The 19531-nt window shown below is 68.7% G+C and carries 18 protein-coding genes; 10 read left to right on the top strand and 8 right to left on the bottom strand.

Annotated features, from left to right (window positions below; all coding sequences use genetic code 11):
* Nucleotides 1–59: 59 nt before the first annotated feature.
* Nucleotides 60–1184 (bottom strand): hypothetical protein, encoded by a 1125-nt coding sequence (locus tag VH569_RS07365; RefSeq protein ID WP_423314749.1) that lies wholly within the window; start codon nucleotides 1182–1184, stop codon nucleotides 60–62.
* Between the two features lie 18 nt (nucleotides 1185–1202).
* Nucleotides 1203–2639: an MBOAT family O-acyltransferase gene (locus tag VH569_RS07360; RefSeq protein WP_109051371.1), complete on the bottom strand. Its 1437-nt coding sequence runs from the start codon at nucleotides 2637–2639 to the stop codon at nucleotides 1203–1205.
* A 384-nt stretch (nucleotides 2640–3023) separates the two neighbouring features.
* Here VH569_RS07360 and prfB point away from each other — a divergent pair.
* Nucleotides 3024–4155 (top strand): peptide chain release factor 2 gene (gene prfB, locus VH569_RS07355; RefSeq protein WP_423314747.1). Its coding sequence is split into 2 segments (ribosomal slippage): nucleotides 3024–3092 and nucleotides 3094–4155, totalling 1131 coding nucleotides; the frame shifts between segments, so codons are not numbered across the junction.
* 141 nt (nucleotides 4156–4296) lie between these two features.
* The gene (locus VH569_RS07350) at nucleotides 4297–4623 is read left to right on the top strand and encodes a peptidoglycan-binding domain-containing protein (RefSeq protein ID WP_423314746.1); all 327 of its coding nucleotides are present in this window, start codon (nucleotides 4297–4299) and stop codon (nucleotides 4621–4623) included.
* Between the two features lie 25 nt (nucleotides 4624–4648).
* Here VH569_RS07350 and VH569_RS07345 read toward each other — a convergent pair whose 3' ends face one another.
* The 4 genes from VH569_RS07345 to VH569_RS07330 all read right to left on the bottom strand — a co-directional run bounded on the left by VH569_RS07345 (nucleotide 4649) and on the right by VH569_RS07330 (nucleotide 7997).
* Nucleotides 4649–4885: a hypothetical protein gene (locus VH569_RS07345; protein ID WP_098740522.1), complete on the bottom strand. Its 237-nt coding sequence runs from the start codon at nucleotides 4883–4885 to the stop codon at nucleotides 4649–4651.
* A gap of 99 nt (nucleotides 4886–4984) precedes the next feature.
* Entirely contained in the window at nucleotides 4985–5785 is an 801-nt protein-coding gene (otsB, locus tag VH569_RS07340; protein WP_423314744.1) for a trehalose-phosphatase, read from the bottom strand.
* Nucleotides 5786–6659: 874 nt separating this feature from the next.
* Nucleotides 6660–6899, bottom strand: a complete 240-nt coding sequence (locus VH569_RS07335) for a hypothetical protein (protein ID WP_246307340.1) — start codon at nucleotides 6897–6899, stop codon at nucleotides 6660–6662.
* A gap of 207 nt (nucleotides 6900–7106) precedes the next feature.
* Nucleotides 7107–7997 (bottom strand): ROK family protein, encoded by an 891-nt coding sequence (locus tag VH569_RS07330; protein ID WP_423314743.1) that lies wholly within the window; start codon nucleotides 7995–7997, stop codon nucleotides 7107–7109.
* 218 nt (nucleotides 7998–8215) lie between these two features.
* On the opposite strand from VH569_RS07330, the gene VH569_RS07325 reads away from it, so the two are divergent.
* Nucleotides 8216–10663 carry an ankyrin repeat domain-containing protein gene (locus VH569_RS07325; RefSeq protein ID WP_423314742.1) on the top strand — a complete coding sequence of 816 codons (2448 nt, stop codon included), beginning with the start codon at nucleotides 8216–8218 and terminating at the stop codon, nucleotides 10661–10663.
* Between the two features lie 43 nt (nucleotides 10664–10706).
* Here the strand turns inward: VH569_RS07325 and VH569_RS07320 are convergent, their stop codons facing one another.
* Entirely contained in the window at nucleotides 10707–12446 is a 1740-nt protein-coding gene (locus VH569_RS07320; RefSeq protein ID WP_423314741.1) for a caspase family protein, read from the bottom strand.
* A gap of 333 nt (nucleotides 12447–12779) precedes the next feature.
* Between VH569_RS07320 and VH569_RS07315 the strand changes: the two genes are divergently transcribed.
* The gene (locus VH569_RS07315; RefSeq protein ID WP_098740518.1) at nucleotides 12780–13043 is read left to right on the top strand and encodes a DUF3126 family protein; all 264 of its coding nucleotides are present in this window, start codon (nucleotides 12780–12782) and stop codon (nucleotides 13041–13043) included.
* Nucleotides 13044–13196: 153 nt separating this feature from the next.
* Here the strand turns inward: VH569_RS07315 and VH569_RS07310 are convergent, their stop codons facing one another.
* On the bottom strand, nucleotides 13197–13826 hold the full coding sequence (locus VH569_RS07310; RefSeq protein ID WP_395458531.1) for a hypothetical protein: 630 nt from the start codon (nucleotides 13824–13826) through the stop codon (nucleotides 13197–13199).
* 596 nt (nucleotides 13827–14422) lie between these two features.
* On the opposite strand from VH569_RS07310, the gene VH569_RS07305 reads away from it, so the two are divergent.
* The 6 genes from VH569_RS07305 to VH569_RS07280 all read left to right on the top strand — a co-directional run bounded on the left by VH569_RS07305 (nucleotide 14423) and on the right by VH569_RS07280 (nucleotide 19487).
* Entirely contained in the window at nucleotides 14423–15286 is an 864-nt protein-coding gene (locus VH569_RS07305; protein ID WP_423314740.1) for an ABC transporter ATP-binding protein, read from the top strand.
* A complete protein-coding gene (locus VH569_RS07300; protein WP_423314739.1) occupies nucleotides 15279–16142 on the top strand; it encodes an ABC transporter permease in 864 nt (287 codons plus the stop codon). The genes VH569_RS07305 and VH569_RS07300 overlap by 8 nt, the downstream gene beginning before the upstream one ends.
* Nucleotides 16139–17299, top strand: coding sequence for an ABC transporter permease (locus tag VH569_RS07295; protein WP_423314738.1), 1161 nt, complete (start codon nucleotides 16139–16141; stop codon nucleotides 17297–17299). Before VH569_RS07300 ends, VH569_RS07295 begins: the two co-directional genes overlap by 4 nt.
* 70 nt (nucleotides 17300–17369) lie before the next feature.
* Nucleotides 17370–17717 (top strand): hypothetical protein, encoded by a 348-nt coding sequence (locus VH569_RS07290; RefSeq protein ID WP_423314737.1) that lies wholly within the window; start codon nucleotides 17370–17372, stop codon nucleotides 17715–17717.
* Nucleotides 17718–17893: 176 nt separating this feature from the next.
* Entirely contained in the window at nucleotides 17894–18667 is a 774-nt protein-coding gene (locus tag VH569_RS07285) for an ABC transporter ATP-binding protein (RefSeq protein WP_109051359.1), read from the top strand.
* On the top strand, nucleotides 18660–19487 hold the full coding sequence (locus tag VH569_RS07280; protein WP_423314736.1) for an ABC transporter permease: 828 nt from the start codon (nucleotides 18660–18662) through the stop codon (nucleotides 19485–19487). Before VH569_RS07285 ends, VH569_RS07280 begins: the two co-directional genes overlap by 8 nt.
* Nucleotides 19488–19531: the final 44 nt, after the last annotated feature.

The following is a 19531-nucleotide window of genomic DNA, read 5'->3' as shown; positions in this document are numbered from 1 at the left end:
AAGGGGCGCCCACCGCGGGCGCCCCTTTTTCATTCGCCACAGCGGCGATATTCAGGCGATCAGTGCGTCGTGTTTCCGGTTCCCGACAGCGACGCCATCGCATCGACCGGGCAGCTGCCGAGCGGGCGCAGGTCGGGTTCCATCGCCGCGAACATCGCACGCACGCCGTCCTCGTTGACGTGCAGGGCGTCCATGAACAGCTCGTCCTTGTCCACCGCGCGGCGGGCGTCGATCACGGTGACGCCGGCGGGCAGGCGGCCCTTCAGGTCGGCGAAGAAGGCGTCGAAATTCTTCAGCTTGCCGGCATAGGTCGGGAAATAGGGGGTGATGACCACCGCCACCCGGGTGCCCTGCGCCTGGGCGCTGGCGATGATGTGGTCCAGCGCCTGCCAGTTGGCGGCATCGGCGGTCATCGTCTCCTCCGGTGCGGCGGCGAGCTGCGCCTTCATCGGGTCCGGGATGGCGCCCACCAGGGTGCGGTCGGCGGCGGGCTTCACCAGTCCGGCGATCAGCCGCATGGTCTGGTTGTTGTTGAAGGTCATCAGGTTGAAGGCGTGGTTGGCCATCCACAGTTCCTGGTTTTCCTGACGGACGAAGGCGTCGATCCGCTGCGAGTAGTAGGCCAGCAGCGGCAGGTCGGCCAGATCGTGCGGGTTGTCGACCAGGCCGGTCGGCTCCAACACCAGCAGGCGCGGTGCGCCGTGCCGCTCGACGTAATCGTCCCACAGCAGGGCCGACAGGACGGTCGGCGCCCCGCCCATGCCGAGGTTCAGCGCCCGGCCGCAGGTCATGTCCTGAAGTGCGGAGACCGGGAAGTGGTTGTCCGCCCGCGAGTTGCCGAGCACCAGCACGTCGGCCGGGCCGCTGGCCGGCTTGGCGGCGGGGCCGGTCGCCGGGGCGTTGGCCGGCCGCGGCTGCGTCGTCAGGGCGGCCTTCACCAGCAGGGCGTTCGGCTGCTCCTCCTGGCCGGCGGGCGGCTTGATGCCGGGCTTGATATCGGGTTTGGCGCCCGGATTGGTCCCTGGGCCGCTGGCGGGCTGCGCCTCCGCCTCGAACGGGCGGTAGACCGTCATGAAGCGATCGCTGGAGCGCAGCAGCAGATCGCCCAGCGCCGAGGCCAGAACCCGGTCCATCGCGGTGACGGTGACGAGGATCAGCGCGATGCAAGCCAGAAGGCGGTACATGGGGAGGTCTCCGTCCGGTCAGAACTGGAAGTAGATGAAGGCGTGGTTGGCGAAGCTGCCGAACAGCAGCATCACCAGGATCAGGGCCGAGCAGGCCATCGAGCGGGCCACCACATTCGTCCCGGCATAGCGGCGGCCGGCGCCGCGCTCGACCAGCGCATCGACCAGCAGAACGATCAGGCCGGTGACGGCGACGCGGATCAGCGAACTGGCCTGCTGGTTGCCCTGCTGGAGGCCGAAATCGCCATGGCCGATGATGCCGAGGATGGTCCAGACGGTTTGCAGGTTGTCGGCGCGGAAGGGCAGCCAGGTGAGCGTCACCACCATGAAGACGAGGCCGATCATCACCAGCCGCCCGGCGGCCAGCATCGGACCGCTGAGGCGCACCGGGCTGGCGGCGGCCAGCCGGCGGGCACCGTCCTCAACCAGCATCAGGCCGCCATGCATCGCGCCCCACAGCACGAAGGTCCAGTTGGCGCCGTGCCACAGGCCGGAGATCAGCATGGTGATGACGACGTTGCGGATGCGCAGCCAGCGCGTGCGGCTGCCGCCCATCGGCACATAGACGTAGTCGCGGAACCAGGTGGACAGCGAGATGTGCCAGCGCCGCCAGAAATCGCGCATGCCGGTGGCGAAGTAGGGGCGGGCGAAATTCTCGCACATGGTGTAGCCGAAGATCTGCGCCAGCCCGATGGCGATCAGCGAATAGCCGGCGAAGTCGCCGTAGATCTGCAAGGAGAAGCAGAACAGCCCGATCACATGCTGGAGCGCATTGAAGAACTCCGGCTGATGGAAGCGGGCGTCGACCACCACGGCGGCGTTGTCGGCCAGTCCGATCTTCAGGAAATAGCCCCAGATCACCTTTTCCAGCCCGGCGAAGCGTTCCTCGAACGGAATCTCGCGCGGGCGCTGCTGGATTTGCGGCAGCAGGTCGCGCGCCCGCACGATCGGGCCGGCCACCAGCTGCGGGAAGAAGGCGACGAAGGTGGCGTAGCGCATCAGCGAGCGCTCCGGCTCCTTCACCTCGCCGGTGTAGAGGTCGATGCCGTAGCTGAGATTCTGGAAGGTGTAGAAGGAGATGCCGACCGGCAGCAGGATGTCCAGCGTCCGCCGCCCGATCTCCACCCCCAGCGAGGCCAGGGCGATCTCGGCGCTGTCGGCGAAGAAGTTGTAGTATTTGAAGAAGAACAGCATGCCCAGGTTGGCGCCCAGGCTGATGAACAGGTACATCTTCTTCGTGCTGCGGTCGGGCGAGTCTGCGATCTTCAACCCGCAATAGAAGTCGATGAAGGTGCTGAGCGCCAGCAGCCCGCAGAACCGGTAATCCCAATAGCCGTAGAAGATATAGCTGGCCACCAGCAGGAAGGGCGTGAAGGCGCGCGTGCGGGCCAGCGCCATGAAGCCGGCGCTGAACACGGTGATGAACAGCAGGAAATTCAGGCTGGTGAAGCTCATCGTGCCCCCGGCAGAGGTGTCGCGCGTCCAGGCGTTCGCGCAAGGAATGCCCTGCGCGGAACCGTGCCAGGGGATGCCCGGCGGAATCGCGCAAGAAAGGTGAGGAACGACGCAGAAGATAAGCTCGATTTCGGGGAATCCCGGCCGCCGCGGTAGGGTTGTGCGGCCGGATATGGGACGTACTCTGAAATGAACCTGTCCGATGATTCCAAACGGATAGGACCGCCAAGCAGGGGCTCGGCCATACTCGAAAGTGGCAAGCCGTCCCGGTGTGGCGGCGCGGTCCGGGACGGCCCTGCTCATTAAGGGGGTGCAAGGCGGGGGGCGAGCGGCTACATATAGCCGACACACCCTTCAACATCTGGCTGACGAGGAGGCACCGCCATGCGGGCCGAGATCGAAGCGGCCGCCGGCGAGATCAGAGAATCGCTGGCGCTGCTGAGGAGGCATCTTTGACTGGGACAATGCACTGCGGCGTCTCGACGAACTGAACAACCTCGCCGAGGATCCCAAGCTTTGGGACGATCCGACGCGGGCCCAGACCATCATGCGCGAGCGCACCCAGCTCGACACCTCCGTCGCCGGCTACCGCGCGCTGGAGCGTGACCTGTCCGACAGCCTGGAGCTGATCGAGATGGGCGAGCTGGAGGGGGACACCACCGTCGTTGCAGATGCGGAGGCCCAGCTCTACGGCCTGCGCGACCGCGCCAACAAGCTTCAGATCGAAAGCCTGCTGTCTGGCGAGGCCGATGCCAACGACTGCTTCGTCGAGGTGAATGCCGGCGCCGGCGGCACGGAGGCCCAGGACTGGGCGCTGATGCTGATGCGCATGTACACCCGCTGGGCGGAACAGCACGGCTACAAGACGGAATGGCTGGACGAGACGCCGGGCGAAGAGGCCGGCATCAAGTCAGCGACCGTTCAGATCAAGGGCCACAACGCCTATGGCTGGCTGAAGACCGAGGCCGGCGTGCACCGTCTGGTGCGCATCAGCCCGTTCGACAGCCAGGCGCGGCGCCAGACCAGCTTCTCGGCCGTCTCGATTTCCCCGGTGATCGACGACAAGATCGACATCGAGATCAACGAGAAGGACTGCCGCATCGACACCTACCGGGCGTCGGGCGCCGGCGGCCAGCACATCAACAAGACGGACTCGGCGGTGCGCATCACGCACATCCCGACGAACATCGCGGTGAGCTGCCAGCAGGAACGGTCGCAGCACAAGAACCGCGCAAAGGCGTGGGACATGCTGCGTGCCCGCCTGTACGAGCGTGAGCTGAAGATCCGCGAGGATGCCGCGGCCGCGCTGGAAGCCACCAAGACCGACATCGGCTGGGGCCACCAGATCCGCTCCTATGTCCTGCACCCCTACCAGATGGTGAAGGATCTGCGGACGGAGGTGGAAACCTCGCAGAGCCAGGCGGTGCTGGACGGTGCGCTCGATCCCTTCCTGGAGGCCGCACTCGCCGCCCGGATCAAGGGGCAGAGCGACGACGCGCACGCCGCCGGGGGCTGACCGGTCGGAACGGAAAAGGGCGGTCGCTTGCGGCCGCCCTTTTCGATTCGGTGCGTTTTTGGAATGTCCATCCATGGAATGGAAGGGTGGGCCCGGCTGTTTCAACAGGCTGCTACTCCAACGATGCGGAGCGACCGATCCATGAAAAGACGTCTTCTTCCGGCCCTGAGCGGTGCCGTGCTGTGCGGCGCCATGCTGCTGGCGACCCCGGCCTTTGCCGCCTGCGAAACGGACAATCTGCCCGACGAGATGCGCCGGGCCTTCATCTCCGGCGCTCAGGAAGCGCTGAACGAGCATGGCTTCAACGCCGGTTCGGTCGACGGCCAGATGGGATCGCGCACCCGCACGGCGATCCGCTCCTACCAGCGCGCGGCCAAGCTGCCGGTGGACGGCTGTGCCACCCAGGGTCTTCTCGATCACCTGAATTTCAGCCAGCCCAAGATCTACGGCCCCAACAAGCCGCGCTGATCCGGCGGCAGGGCTCAGGCCAAGGTCAGGCCAGCATGTCGAGCAGGCGCTTGCTGTTCTCCTGCGTGGCCTGGAGCACCTTGGCGTTCGCGGCGAAATCCACCTGGGCCGAGGTCAGGTCCAGCACCACGGCGGGGTCCAGGTTGCCGGCGGCGATCTGTTCCGACGCCGCTTCGGTGCGCGCCTGCGCGTCCTGAAGGCCGTCGACGGCGCTGGCCTGCGGCCGGTAGGGCGTGGCGGTGGTGGCCGATCCGATGTCCATGGCGCGCTGTCCGGCTGGTTGAGCGGCCAGCATAAGGCGGCAGGGGTTTAGGGTTGGTGAATGGGAGAGGCGCTCCCCCAGACCGTCAACTGTCCGCCATCACCCCTGCGCCAGCCAGTCGGCCAGCCGTCCCAGGAAGGCCGCGGCCTCTGCCGGGTCGTGCAGGCTCCAGATCGCCGCCGTCTCCGCCGGGCCGTCCATCACACGGATGCCGATCCCGTTGCCGTCGCCCCGGCCGGCCAGGGCCCGGAAGGCATCCTCGTCGGTTTCGTCGTCGCCGAGATAGATCGGCATGGTGCCGTTCCCCTCCAACCCCAGCGCCTCCAGCAGGGCGAGGACGGCGCGGCCCTTGTCCCAGGGCAGGTTGGGGCGAAGCTCGAACAGTTCCTTGCCGCCGGTCATGCGCAGGCGCGGCTGGGCCTCCACCACCGCGCGGACGGCGTCGGCGACCCGAGGCTTCTCCGGCGGCGCGACCTGACGGGTGTGGATGGCGATGGCGAAGCGCTTGCGCTCCACCAGCGCGCCAGCAATGCCGCCGAGCCGGTCGCGCAGACTCCCATCGGCAATGTCGAGGTCGGGGACATACTCCACCCCCACCTGCCGGCGCAGGTCCGGACCGCGCAGGTCGAAGCCGTGGCTGCCCGCATAGACCAAGCCATCCACCGCCACCATCGCGGTCAGGTCGTCCAGGTCGCGGCCGCTGACGAAGGCGACCGGGCAGAGCGCCGACAGCCGCTGCACCACCGCGCGCGCCTCGTCGGGCATCGCCGCCAGTTCGGGACGCGGCGCAATGGCGGCCAGCGTTCCATCATAGTCGAGGAACAGCGCGGGGGTGCGGCCGTCCAGGGATGCGGTGAAGGCGTCGAATTCCGCCAAGGCGGAGGGGGGAATGAGGGTCAAGGCTGGGTCCTCAGCGCCGCTGCCGGTCGAGAATGCGGCGGCCGACCGATGCCGGCACGCTGCGTTGGTGTAACGGCCGGACTGCGGGACTGACTTCCGTTCCAGAAAAAGGAATGACCCGGCTGTGGCCGATGCGCAACAGACCCCTCCAAAAGCTGCGGCCCCACGCAGGGGCCGGCTTTGGGGGTTGCAGCGCCCCCCGCTTCTGGTACTGTTGCAGTGCAGCAAGCGATTGCTGCTTCGCCCTTCTTGGGCGTTTCCTCCCTAAACTCAAGGCCGCTGTTTCCAGCGGCCTTTTTCTTGCCAGAAAGCCCCCTGGTAAGGCAACCCCTGACAAAAGTCATAGCGCTGCGATCTTCCGGTCTGGAGCCGGCAGACCGGCGCGAGAGCCGGACGGGGCCATCGCAGCGGCGTAGGTCCGGCGACTTCAAAATTCCTTTTGTTTACAAATAGATGAAGCGCGGTTCTCCGACTCTTCGGTCCGGACCGCCGGGCGGCCGACGCCAGCGGAAAGGCCGCGTCCCCAAGTTTGTCGGCATCACTGGCCGGCATGCGCCCGCAGATTTTTTTCGTGCGGAGCGGGCAGGGGAGCGAAAAACCGCCGCAGGGGGAACGGAGGCACTGCCGCCGGGGGGCGAACTGTCGTATAGATCGAAGCGAAACACTTATCCGCCGTCATCCACAGGAGCCGTTCCCATGGACATCGCCATCATGGTTCTCGCCGTCGCGTTCTTCTTCTGGCAGACCATCACCGACTGAGCGCATTGCCGACCGAAGCGGCATCCGACGGTCAGGCGAACGGAAGGGGCGGTCCCATCGGGCCGCCCTTTTTCCATGTCGCCAATTCCATGCCGCCAATCGGCGTGACGGCGCGTCAGTCAGCGGCGATGGGCGGTTCCAGCCGGGCATGGGCCGACGCGATCAGTTGCAACGTCTCCATGATCGAGCCGATGGCCTCATGCAGGTCGGCCTGCTCGTCGCCGGGCAAGGTCGCCAGCACCGTCTCCAGTTCGACCGCCGCGTCCTGCAAACGCGCACAGGCATGCTCCAGATGGAGGCCGGTGCCCAGGCCTGCCTGCTGAGCGCTTGCGCCGGGATCATTTGCAGAATGCAAACGCGCAGCCGGTTTTCCGGCCCGTGTCGCGTTCCGGTTTGCAAAATGCAAATGAACGCTGCTGCCCGTGGCTCGCGTCCCCAATTTCTTCCGCATCATGGGCATATCCCCCGTTCGGTCTGAGCGGAGAATGCGCAAGTCCCGTGCCACCCGTGACCGTTGGTTGCGGCAGCTGTCTCGAAAGTGGTGCTTTGGCCGGAATGCCGGTCAGTCCGGCCACAGGCGGGCGGCGCCGCGCATGCCGCTTTCCGCGCCATGGCGGGCGACGGCCATCCGGGTGCGCGGATCGGCGGCCAGCGTCCAGGCGCCCCAGCGCCGCGTCACCGCCTCGCACAGGCCGGGCAGGGCGGACAGGCCGCCACCGACCACCACCATGTCGGGATCCAGCAGGTTCAGCACCGGCGCCAGCGCGCGGGCCAGGGCATCGGCATGCCGGGCCAGCGTTGCGGCCGCCGCGGCACCCCCGGCCTGGGCGCGGGCGGCGATATCCGGCGGGTCCAGCGTCTCGCTGGTCAGATGGCGGTGCAGGCGCGACAGCCCGGCCCCGCACAGCATGGTTTCCAGGCAGCCCATCCGGCCGCAGCCGCAGGGCACCGGCGGGCCGTCCGCCTCCTCGCGCCAGGGCAGCGGCGCATGGCCCCATTCGCCGGCCAGCCCGGTGGCGCCGGGCAGGATGCGGCCGTCCACGACGATGCCACCGCCGACCCCGGTGCCGAGGATGACGCCGAACACCACGGCTCCGCTTCCGGCAGCCGCCCCATCGGTCGCCTCCGACAGGGTGAAGCAGTTGGCATCGTTGGCGATCCGCACCGGCCGCCCGAGCCGCCGCGTGGCGTCCGCGACGAAGCTATGGCCCTCCAGCCAGGGCAAATTGACCGCGCGCACCCGTCCGGCCGTGGCGTCGACCAGACCGGGAAGGCTGATGCCGACACCGCCGGTTCCAGCCGGGTCGAGGGCGTTCACCGTCTCCGCCAGGGCGTCCAGCGTGACGTCGTAGCCGCGGGGGGTCGGACGGCGGTGGCGGGCGAGTTCCGTCCCGTCGCGGTCCAGCGCCACGGCGGCGATCTTGGTGCCGCCCAAATCGATTCCGACTCGCATGACTGTCGCTGTCCGGATGGTGGGATATGACCGAATTTCGGCGGCAACCCTATACCCCTCCCCCGTCCGGCGGACCAGGGTTGCTTTCGTGCCGGAAGGGTCAGTCCACCCACCCCGGAAGAGAGGGGGCAACCGCCCTTTGCTCCGTCGGGGCTTGGGGGGCGCATCACTAGAGTCTCATCAGCGCATCCTTCACTGATCGGCGTCTTGAGATGTCCATGGACCGTTCTGCCCCGAAACATTCCTCGCGCGCCCGGCGCGCCGCTCCGGGCCACCACGATCCCGTTTCCGAGTCCGCCGGTGCCACGGCGGCCGAGATTCGCGATGGACTGGTGCTCGCCTTCCTGGCGCGCAAAAGGCTGCTGGTGCTGGTGGGCGACGCCGGCTCGGGCCGTCCCGCCCTGTTCCGCCAGCTGGTCGAGCATGTCGAGGCCGACGGCGCCATGGCACTGCCGGTCGCGGCGTCGGTCGGATCGGAGGTGGAGGATCTGGTCGCCGCCGCCGGCACCGGCGCTCTGCCCGATCTGGTTCCGGGGGAGGACGGCGAGACCGATTTCGACGCGCTGATCGCGGCGCTGGAAGAGCGGCTGGAACTTGCCGGATCGGGGCTGCTGGCGGTGGACAACGCCGCCGTGCTGGCGCCGCCGGTGCTGGCCGATCTGGTCGATCTGACGAGGGCGGAGACGCCGGCCGGCCGCTTCATGCAGGTGCTGCTCTGCGGCACGCCCGAACTGGAAGGCACATTGGCGCGCGCCGGTCTGACCGACGAGTTGCGCGACATGGGCGTGATCTACCGGATGACGGCTGGCGGCGGCTTCGTCGACGACGTGCGGGAACCTGCTCCGGCGCCTCAGCCCGTGCCCCGGCCTGCACCCCATCCCGGGCCGATGCTGGCGGTACCGCCCCAGCCCCAACCACAGCAGGTTCCGGTGCAATCCGCCGCGATTCCGCCCGCGAACGATTGGTCGGTGGGGCAGCGCCGGGAACACCTGCCGCAGGAGGAGCGCTGGCAGGGCGACCAGGGCTGGACCGACCGCGGCGCTGGGCCGATGGCTGGTCCGATGGCCGGCGCAGAGGGCCAGGGCTGGTCGCCGGACGGCGGTCAGGCCGGTGCCATGCGGGCGCCGCGGCGGACCGCGCTCTATGCCGGGGCGGCCCTGACCACGCTGGTCCTGCTAGGGGCTGCCGGTGCCGCCATTGCCACCGCCATGCCGGGCGCCTTCCCCGACCGTGCTCTGGCCATGGTCGAGGAGAGCTGGGCCAAGGCGCGCGATGCGGTCGAACGGACCGTGCAGGGCCTGACCGGGGCCGCAGCACCGGCCGAGCAGCAGCATGCCGTCACCGTGCCGGTCGCACCGGCTCCCGAAATGAGAGTGTCTCCCGCGGTCGCTCCTGCCACCGCGCCGACGGCCCCGACCACGCAGACAGCTGTCCAGGCGCCCGCCGCGCCGCCGCCCGCCGCTGCCGGTACCCAGACGGTGTCGAAGCCGGCGACGCTTGCCTCGACGACTGTGCCGACAGCGGCGGCTCCGGTTGAAACCGCGGCGTTGCCGCCGGCCCAGGCGCAACCGTCCGCCGCCAAGGCCTCTGCGACCGGCAACACGGAAGCGGCGCCGGGCGTCGCCTCGCTGCCGCCGCTGGAAGACCCGTCGACGACCGCCGCGGTTCCTCCTGCTCCCCAGCCTGCCGTTCCGGATGCCGATACCGCCCAGCGCGTGCGGACGATGGTCGATCAGGCCCGCCGCCAGATCGCCGGCAAGCGCCTGACCACCCCGCCGGGCGACAACGCCTATGAGACGGTGCAGCGCATCCGCCAGATCGCGCCGTCGTCGCCGGAGGCGGCGGAACTGCTGACCACCATGACGGACACCTATCGTCGCTGGGCGATGCTGGCCGAACGGGACGGCGACTGGTCGGAGACGAAGCGCTTCTACGAGCGGGCGCAGATGATCGCGCCGGAAAGCCCCGATCTGGCCGAGCGCATCCGTGCTGCGAGCGAACAGCGGGTCTACACCGGTCCTTCCGTCGGCCCCGCCACCGGCACTGCGGTCGGCACCGTGCCGGGAAGCTCCGCGGCGCCGGTGAACGCGACGCCGGGGCTGGGCGACCGCGAGTCGGTTCTGGCCCTGCTGCGCAATCCGGCGGAGCTGTCGCGCACGCTCCAGGCGGGCGCCAGCGCCGACACGCGGCTGGACAACGGCAAGACCCTGCTGATGATCGCCGCCGAACAGGGGCTGGCCGACGCGGTGCGCGTGCTGCTGGACCGCCACGCCCGCACCGACCTGCGTACCTCCGACGGCGCCACCGCGGTGATGTATGCCGCCTGGGGCGGGCATGACGGGGTGGTCCGGGCGCTGGCCGAGGGCGGTGCCGACCTCGACACCACCAACAGCGACGGCAAGACCGCGCTGATGGCCGCCGCCGCCCGCGGTCACCAGGAGGTGGCGCGCACGCTGATCCAGCGCGGGGTGATGGTCGACCGCACCACCGCCTATGGCTGGTCGGCGCTGATGTACGCCGCCAACAACGGGCACGAGGCGGTGGCGAAGCTGCTGCTCGACAGCGGGGCGAACCCCTACCGCATGGATGCCAACGGCAACTCCGCCCTGACGCTGGGCGCGTTGCAGGGGCATGTGCAGGTGGTGGAAGCCCTGAAGCCGCGCTGATCGAAGCCGGGTTGATCCTACCGTCGGATCTCCCCGGTAGCGTCTACTGGTCGAGGCGGACGGAGCCGCGCCACATCCCGGCGCTCTGTCCGCCATTGGCGTAGTGGAAGATGCCGGGGCCGTCCGGCTGGCCGTTGCGGAACCGTCCGGCGAAGCGGCTGCCGTCGTTGAAGGTCATCACGCCGAAACCGGACATCAGGTCGCCCGACCATTCCCCTTCATAGGTCTGCCCGTTGGCGAAATGGTAGACGCCGGTTCCCTGGCGGATCGGGCGGCCCAGTGCCGTGTTGGCTCCCGAATTCGACGAGGGCTGTGCCCAGCCCCCCTCATAGCGGTCGCCTCCGGAAAAGCCATAGCTCCAGAACCGGCTGTCGGGGCGGCTGCGCGCCCGCTCTGCTGCAGTGCGGGCATCGCCCAGCGCGCGCATCGCCTGTTGCTCCGCCTCCACCGCTGGGCCGTCCGGGGTTGAGAAGCCGGTTCCGGCCGGTGCGGTGGGGAAGCTGCGCTGCTCGGTCAGGACCGGGTCGGAGTTGCCTGCGGCGGGCGGCTCGCTGCCTTGCTCTATACCGGGATCGCCGAAGGACGGTCCGGCCTCCACCGGGCCACGGCCACGGGCAGCTTGCGGCGACGGGTCGGCCCAGCGGGCCGACAGCGCCCCTGCGGTGAGATAGCCGGTTCGCCCGGCCGAGTCGCGCACGCGCAACCAGCTTCCTTCCGGCACGGATTCCAGCACCGTCACGGCGCTGCCCGCCGCCAACTGGGCGACACCGCGGGCGCCGACCGCCGGCCGGTCGAACAGGACGCCCGACTTCGCCATTTCATAATTGCCGGGCGGGAGGCTGGAACCGGTCACCGCCGGCGGTTCCTTCGCCGGAGCGGCGGCGGAGGCGGAGGGCGTGGGTGCTGCCGGAGGCGTGGCTGGCGGGGTGGCCGGTGGTTTGGCAGGGGCGGCGACGGCCGGCACCAGCACCAGAGTGCTGCCCAGCCTATCCTGGAGCCAGGGCAACTGCCGGCCGTCGCTGCGTTGGGCGACCGAACGCGCGACCTCGGCCAGCGAATCGCGGAAGGCGACGCCCGGTTTGACCATCTCGCGCGCCAGCGCGGCGGTGAAGGCATCGGGTCCCTTGCCCGACTTCGGCGGCACCGGCGGCACGCCCGGACGGTGGGCATAGACGACGAACAGGCCGTCGGCCTCCATCGGCGTGCCCAGCGCACCGCCGCCGACCCGCTGGGCCAGAGCCTCGGCGACGCCGGGATCGATCACCACGATGGACTTGCGCCCGCTGTCGCGCAGGTCGCTCAGCAAGCCGTCGAGGTCGAGGGCGTTGCGCGGCAGGTCGTCCGCTCCGGTGGGGGCGGCATCGGCGGGCAGCAGGAATTCCCGCTCCCCCAGCCCGACGGCGAGGCCGGTGTAATAGACGAAGCCGAGGTCGGCTCCCGACAGCGCCTCGCGGAAACGCTCCAGCGCCGATTCCATGGCGACCCGTCCGACATTGTCGGCCCGCGTCACCGAAAAGCCGGCGCTGCGCAAGGCCGACGTCATGGCCGAGGCGTTGGCGGCCGCCTGATCGGACCGGCCGTCGAGCGCGGTGTAGCGGCCGTTGTCGATGACCAGCGCCACGCGCTTGCCGGTCTCCGCCCGGGCACCGCCCGCCTGCATGCCGCCGAAGGGCAGGGCGGCCAGCAGTGCCGCCGTCAGGACGGTCGCCTCGAGCCGGCGCCTCCACCGGCCGGCCGGGCGGCGGTCTGCATGGCTTGCGGTCGGGAGTGCGGTCTTCGTCACGGCGTTCCATCCTTCGTAATCGCGGCAGCCTGTCGCCATGGCAATGGGCTGAACTCCACGGCCATGACCCCCACGGGCATGACCCTGGGCGCCGCCCGTTGCCGGGAAACGTACCGCCGCGGGGAGCATAGCCTTTTCCGCCAGCCGGGAGCGCCGCTCATTCGGAGCGTCGGACTATGCCGGCGTTACCCCGCGTGGGCGAGGGCGTAGGTGGGGGCGGCTCTGGCGCACGCGCCACACCTCCGGCAGCGGCGGGAGTTCCGGCGATGTATCGCTTTCCCTTCGCGGCGAAGCCGCCTATATGACGCTCCTTCGCAGACAACGAGGTTCGCCATGCCGCCCGCCAAGCCGTCCGCCGTCCGGATGTCCGACACCGAAATCGCCCGCGTGCAGATGTACCTGCGCAAGACGCTGGGCAATCCCAAGATCGTGATCGAGCCGCCGGCCAAGCCCGGCCAGTCGGCCGAAGTGACGGTGGATGGCGAGTTTTTCGGCACGCTGAACCGTGACGAGGACGAGGGCGAGGTGTCCTATGCCCTGAACGTCGTCATCCTGGAAGAGGACCTGCCGGAGCCGCCGGCCATTCCGCGCCGCTGATTTCCCGGTCTTTTCCAGTTTATCGCCCTGAGGCGCTCTATAGCGTCGTGCGTTTGATGTGAAACGCACGACGCTATAGCTTTATGTTTGGCAGCTTCATGTTTGGCGATCGGATTCACGCTTCAAATCGAGTCCGATTTTACGCGATCCGATCTAGCGGCTGCGAGCGCGAAGCTCCGCTGCCAGGGCGGCCAGCAGGGTCTGCCCGCCCGACAGGGTCAGGCCGCGGACGAGGACAATCGCCTTGTGCCCGCCGCGCCGGTGCATGACCAGCCGCACATTGCGGCTGCCGGCAGCCTTCAATTCCGCCTTCACCGCATCGTTGGGCGCCACGTTGCCGGCGACCAGCGTCATCTCCGCCTTGTGACGGTAGTCGTGCGCCGGATCGATCCAGGCGACGAACAGCGGCTTGCCGCCCACCATAGGATAAAGCGCCAGATCCCGGATCGTCTCGTGCGGATGGATGCGCGCGCCGTCCACCGTCAACCCGCGTTCCGTCACGCCGAGCCGTACGGCGCGGCGCTGCACCGTTTCCGACAGGGTCACCACCCACAGCAGCAGCACCGGCACCGCGCAAAAGGCGGCCAGCCATTGCAGCATGCCGGACAGCTCGTCGGGCGCCAGCCCGGCCCCGGCGATGAAGCCGGTCGCCAGCAACCCCGCGATCAGCAGATAGCGCGTGCGGATCACCGGCGTCAGCACCGGTGTCGCCACGAACACGGCGCCGGCCGCGCCGTCTTCGCGCGTGACTTCCAGACTGGGGGGCGGCTTGGCGGCGGGCATGTCGCTGGCGCGGTCGTGAATGGGGGGTGATCCTGTTCCGGCGGAGTGCCGCCCGTCCAGTTCTTTCGCCCTGTCCTAATTACGGGGCTTCCGCACCCGCGCTGCGTGTCCGGGCGGGTCGGCCCCTCGCCCATGCCTTGAAAATGGCAGGGGGCGTGGTAATCTGCGGGGCAGGAGGTGACGCGAGCCGTTTTCCTGAATGGCGGGACCGGTTTCCCAGCCCCGCCAATGTTGGCTTACCTGTCCTGGTCCGTGTTGAAGCCGGCTTCGAACTCGACCTTCAGCTTGAACCAGAAGCGGCCGAGCCACTTCAGGAATTTTCTCACTCGCGTCACCTCCTTCCGGTTGCCATCGACGCGCGATGCGTTTCCGGCTGCGCGAGAATGCAGGGCATGCATGTGCATGCCAATTGCGCTCTGGCGAAAATTTTCCTCAAAGTTGTGTTCCGATGCCCTTGGGCGAGAGGGCTGGGCTTTTGCAACCCTGGTGCCCTGATCGGGGTGGTGATAGTTTGCGGGGTGGACGATTTCTGACCAAACCGTCAGATCCGCTTTCCCAAGTCCGCCCCATATCCGCCCTGTGAAGGACCGCTGCCCGTGACCTTCCCAAATCCGCTCGATGTCCGGGGGGCGTCCGCTTCCAGGCAAGGCTCGGACCGGGCCGCTTCTTCGGCCAAGTCCCCGGTGGTTGTCGAGGCACGCAAGCTTTCGCTGGTCTATCCTACAGCAGACAAGCCGGTGATGGCGCTGAGCGAGGTCGATCTGACCATCGCCAGGGGCGATTTCGTGTCGTTGATCGGTCCCAGTGGCTGCGGCAAGACCACGCTGCTGCGCGTGATCGCCGATCTGGAACGTCCGACCTCCGGCCGGATCGCCATCGACGGCATGACGCCGGAGCAGGCGCGGCTGAAACGGCTCTACGGCTACGTCTTCCAGGCTCCGGCGCTCTACCCGTGGCGGACGGTGGAGCGCAACGTCATGCTGCCGCTGGAGATCATGGGGATCGCCCGCGTAGACCGGCAGGCACGGGCCCGCGAGCAGCTGGAGCGCGTCGGCCTGTCGGGCTTCGAGCGCAAGTTCCCCTGGCAGCTGTCGGGCGGCATGCAGCAGCGTGTCTCCATTGCCCGCGCTCTCGCCTTGCAGCCGGACCTGCTGCTGATGGACGAGCCGTTCGGCGCGCTGGACGAGATCACCCGCGACCATTTGAACCTGCATCTGACCCAGCTGTGGCGGGCGACCGGCAAGACCTGCGTCTTCGTCACCCATTCGATTGCCGAGGCGGTGTTCCTCTCCACCCGCATCGTGGTGATGAGCCCGCGGCCGGGCCGCATCCTCGATGTCATCGACTGCAACAGCCTGCCGCGCGAGCGCACGCTGGACATCCGCGAGTCGCCGGAATTCGCCGCCATCGCCCACCGCGTGCGCGAGGGGCTGAAGGAGGGGCACAGCTACGATGACTAGGCGCGCGCTTCCCGTCACCGTGATGACGCTGCTCCTGCTGGCGGCCTGGTACATCGGGGCGGCGTGGCTGAACTGGCCGCAAGCGGCTGAAACGCTGGTGCGCGCCAACAAGCCGGCCGGCTTCGCGGACGTGCTGGCCCAGGCCTATGCGATGAAGCGGCCGATCCTGCCCACCCCCGATCAGGTGGTGGTGGAGCTGTGGAATTCCCTGACCGGCTACGCGCCAACCAGCCCGCGCAACCTGCTGTTCCATGCCTGGGTGACGGCGGAGGCGGCGCTGACCGGGCTGGCGATGGGGCTGGCGCTGGGCATCCTGCTGGCCGCCGGCATCGTCTATACCCGGACGCTGGAGGCCAGCCTGCTGCCCTGGGTGATCGCGTCGCAGACCATCCCGATTCTGGCGATTGCCCCGATGATCGTCGTCATCCTCGGCAACATCGGGCTGACCGGGCTGCTGCCGAAGGCGGTGATCTGCATGTATCTCTGTTTCTTCCCGATCACGGTCGGCATGGTGAAAGGGCTGCGCTCCGCCGATCCGCTGTGGCTCGACCTGATGCGGACCTATTCGGCGAGCGGGCTGCGCGCCTTCTGGTCGTTGCGGCTTCCGGCCTCCATGCCCTTCCTGTTCGCCAGCCTCAAGGTGTCGGTCGCCATCAGTGTGGTCGGCGCCATCGTCGGCGAGCTGCCGACCGGCGGTCAGGCCGGGTTGGGGGCGCGGCTGCTGTCGGGGTCCTATTACGGCCAGACCGTGCAGATCTGGGCGGCACTGATCATGGCCTCGCTGCTGTCGGTGGCGCTGATCGCCGTGGTGCGCGGGTTGGAACTGGTCCTGCTGGGCCGGGCGGGGGCGCGATGAGCGATTCGACGAGCGATGAGGCGACGAACCCCTACCGCACCAGCCTGCGCACCGCCGCCGATTGGGGGCTGGTCGCCATCGCCCTGCCGGCGCTGGCGGCACTGGCCCTGCCGGTGGGTGTCCAGAGCGGCGCCGTTGTTGGATGGTTCGGCGGAACCATGGCGCCGCTGTTCCTGATCGGTGTGGTGCTGGCGGTCGTCGCCGGTGCGTCGGCACCGAAGCGGGTCTGGGGCGCTTGGGTGGAACTGGCCGGCGTGGCGCTGGCCTGGCTCCTGCCGCTGCACCTGCTGAACGAAGGGCTGGATCTCTCTGCCGGCTGGGGGCTGTGGCTGTTCCTGGCCGCGGCAACGCTGCTGCTGTGGCGGGTGATGGGGGTGCTGGCCGGGGTGCCGGGCTGGACCCGCTCCGTCATCGTGCCCGGCCTGTTTGGGCTCGGACTGCTGGTGGGATGGGAAGTGCTGGTCCGCGGCTTCCAGGTGCCGGCGATCCTGCTGCCGCCGCCCAGCCGCATCGCCGCGGCGCTGGCCGCCAACGCGCCGGTGCTGTGGGACGATTTCCGCCAGACGGTGCTCACTTCCGTCCTGCGCGGCTACATCATGGGCTGCGGTGCAGGTTTCCTGGTGGCAATCCTTGCCGACCGCGTGCCGTTTCTTGCCCGCGGATTGCTGCCGCTCGGCAATCTTGCCAGTGCCATCCCGGTGGTCGGCATCGCGCCGATCATGGTGATGTGGTTCGGCTTCGACTGGCAGTCCAAGGCGGCGGTCATCGTCGTCATGACCTTCTTCCCGATGCTGATCAACACGCTGGCCGGCCTCGGCAATTCGGAGCGCATCCAACTCGACCTGATGCGCAGCTATGCCGCCGGCTATGGCCGCACGCTGGTCAAGCTGCGGCTGCCCAACGCGCTGCCCTTCCTGTTCAACGGCTTGAAGATCAACTCGACCCTGGCCCTGATCGGCGCCATCGTTGCCGAGTTCTTCGGCACGCCGGTGGTGGGGATGGGCTTCCGCATCTCGACCGAAGTGGCGCGGATGAATCTCGACATCGTCTGGGCCACCATCGCCGTGGCGGCACTGACCGGTTCCGGCCTGTATGGCGCGCTGGCGCTGCTGGAGCGGGCGACCACGGCCTGGCATCCGTCGATGCGGGGGCGCTGACCGGCCTTACGACGCCGCTGGCACGGCCATTGCTTTCACCCGGCCATTCCAGCCGGCAAGGGAGGTGGGCATGGCCGATGTCGTCGTTCTGAAGCATGTCCGCCTGACGCGGGCCCTGCTCGCCATCGAGATGGCCGCCGCGTCGCTGGACGGCGAGCTTGTCGCCCTGCGCACCGCCGGACAGGCCGGCCTGCTGGGCGATTATGCCGAGGAAGCTACGCTTCTGCGCACCTATGTCCGCACTCTGCGCGTCCTGTTGCAGGCGATGACCCCCGACGAGGTGGACGAGGCGGGGCTGAGCGAGCGCCATGCTTTGGCGGAAGCGGCGGTCGGTCGCTGCGCCGCCGCATTGCGGGTGCTCGATCTGCCGGCAGGCAGTGGGCCAGCAGGCAGCGGGCCGGTCAGCGGGACCGCCTGACGACCGCTGTCGCGAAGCCGACAGCGCCTTGACGCCTTCCGGCCACTACCATACTGCCGTATGGCTGGGATGCGGAACGCCTTTCCCCTCTCCGCCGCCGGATCGCCGCGCTATAGTGGCAGGCCCAACGAACAGTCGGACTCCACCGACAAAGCATCAGGCTTGATAAGGGCGCGATGAGGCTTCTCGTTTCCGATCTGACCCACCGCTATGACGATCTGACCGTGCTGGACGGCATCGACCTGACCCTGGCGGAGGGGGAAATCCTGGCGGTGATCGGCCCCAGCGGCTGCGGCAAGTCGACCTTGCTCGGCATCGCCGGCGGCATCGTCGCCCCGACCTCCGGCAGCATCCGGGTGGAGGGGGAGGTGCCGGACGGCTGCCTGAACCCGATCACCTTCATCTTCCAGGACTTTGCCCTGCTGCCCTGGCGCACGGTGGAGGACAATGTCGCCCTGGTGCTGGAGCATCACAAGCTGTCCGCCGCCGAGCGGCGCGAGCGCATCGACAGCGGTCTCCGCCGCATGGGGCTGTGGGAGTTCCGCAAGGCGCTGCCCAAGCAGCTGTCCGGCGGGATGCGCCAGCGGGTCGGCATCGCCCGCGCGCTGGCGGTGCGTCCGGCAATGCTGCTGCTGGACGAACCGCTGTCGGCGCTGGACGCCCAGACGCGCGAGCTGCTGATGGACGATTTCCTCGAGCTTTGGCGGCGGGAGAAGACCACTGCGCTTTATGTCACCCACAATCTGGACGAGGCGCTGCGGCTGGCCGACCGTGTCTGCGTGCTGAGCCGCCGTCCAGGCCGCATCCGCGAACTGGTCACCATCGAGGAGCCGCGGGAGCGCCGGCAGGAGCCGTCGGCCCAGGCCCATCTTGCCGAAGTGCGCGACCGTCTGTGGCACCTGATGAAGGCCGAAGCCCAAATGGCCGACCGGGAGATCGCCCGTGCCTGACAGCCTGAACCCGTCCACCGCAGCCGCTGCGTCCACGATGGGCCAGCCCGTCCGCTTCCGTGGCGGCGGTTTTACCGTGAAACGCCATCCCTGGGCGGCGCTGGCCGCCTTCGCCGTGCTGATCGCGGTGTGGGAGGGGGTGAGCCGCCTCGGCCTCGCCAGCCCGCTGTTCCTGCCGCCGCCGAGTGCCGTCGCCCATGCGCTGTCGGGCATGGTGACGGACGGATCGCTGTGGGTGAACCTGAAGGCGTCGCTGGGGCGCATCGCCGTCGGCTGGGTGCTGGGCACGGCGGGCGGCATGCTGGTCGGCTTCGCCATGGGCATCTTCTCCACCGCCCGTGCGGTCGGCGTGCCGCTGGTGTCGGCCTTCTTCCCGATCCCGAAGATCGCGCTTCTGCCGCTGTTCATCCTGTGGTTCGGCATCGGCGAGCCGTCGAAATTCGCCACCATCGGCTTCGGCGTCTTTTTTCCCACCGTCATCGCCACCTACAGCGCCATCGATTCGGTGCCGCGCAACCTGATCCGCATGGCGCAGAGCTTCGGCCTGCCCTGGCGGTCGATCCTGCGCTCCATCGTTCTGCCGGGCGCCCTGCCGGGCATCCTGGCCGGCTTCCGCATCACCGCGTCGATTGCGCTGATCCTGGTGGTGGCGGCGGAGATGATCGGCGCCGAATATGGCATCGGCGCCTTCGTGCTGATGGCCGGCAACCTGATGCAGACCGACACGCTGCTGGCCGGGGTGCTGGTGCTGTCGCTGCTCGGTCTCGCCATCGGCACGGTGCTGTCGCAGCTTGAACGGCGCCTGCTGAACTGGCGCTGACCGGCTTTTCCCCAAGAAACCGAACCATCCATCGGGAGGATTTC

Source organism: Azospirillum sp. 11R-A (assembly GCF_049472615.1).
Classification (GTDB): Bacteria; Pseudomonadota; Alphaproteobacteria; order Azospirillales; family Azospirillaceae; genus Azospirillum; species Azospirillum palustre.
This window is presented reverse-complemented; position numbering and strand designations above follow the sequence as displayed.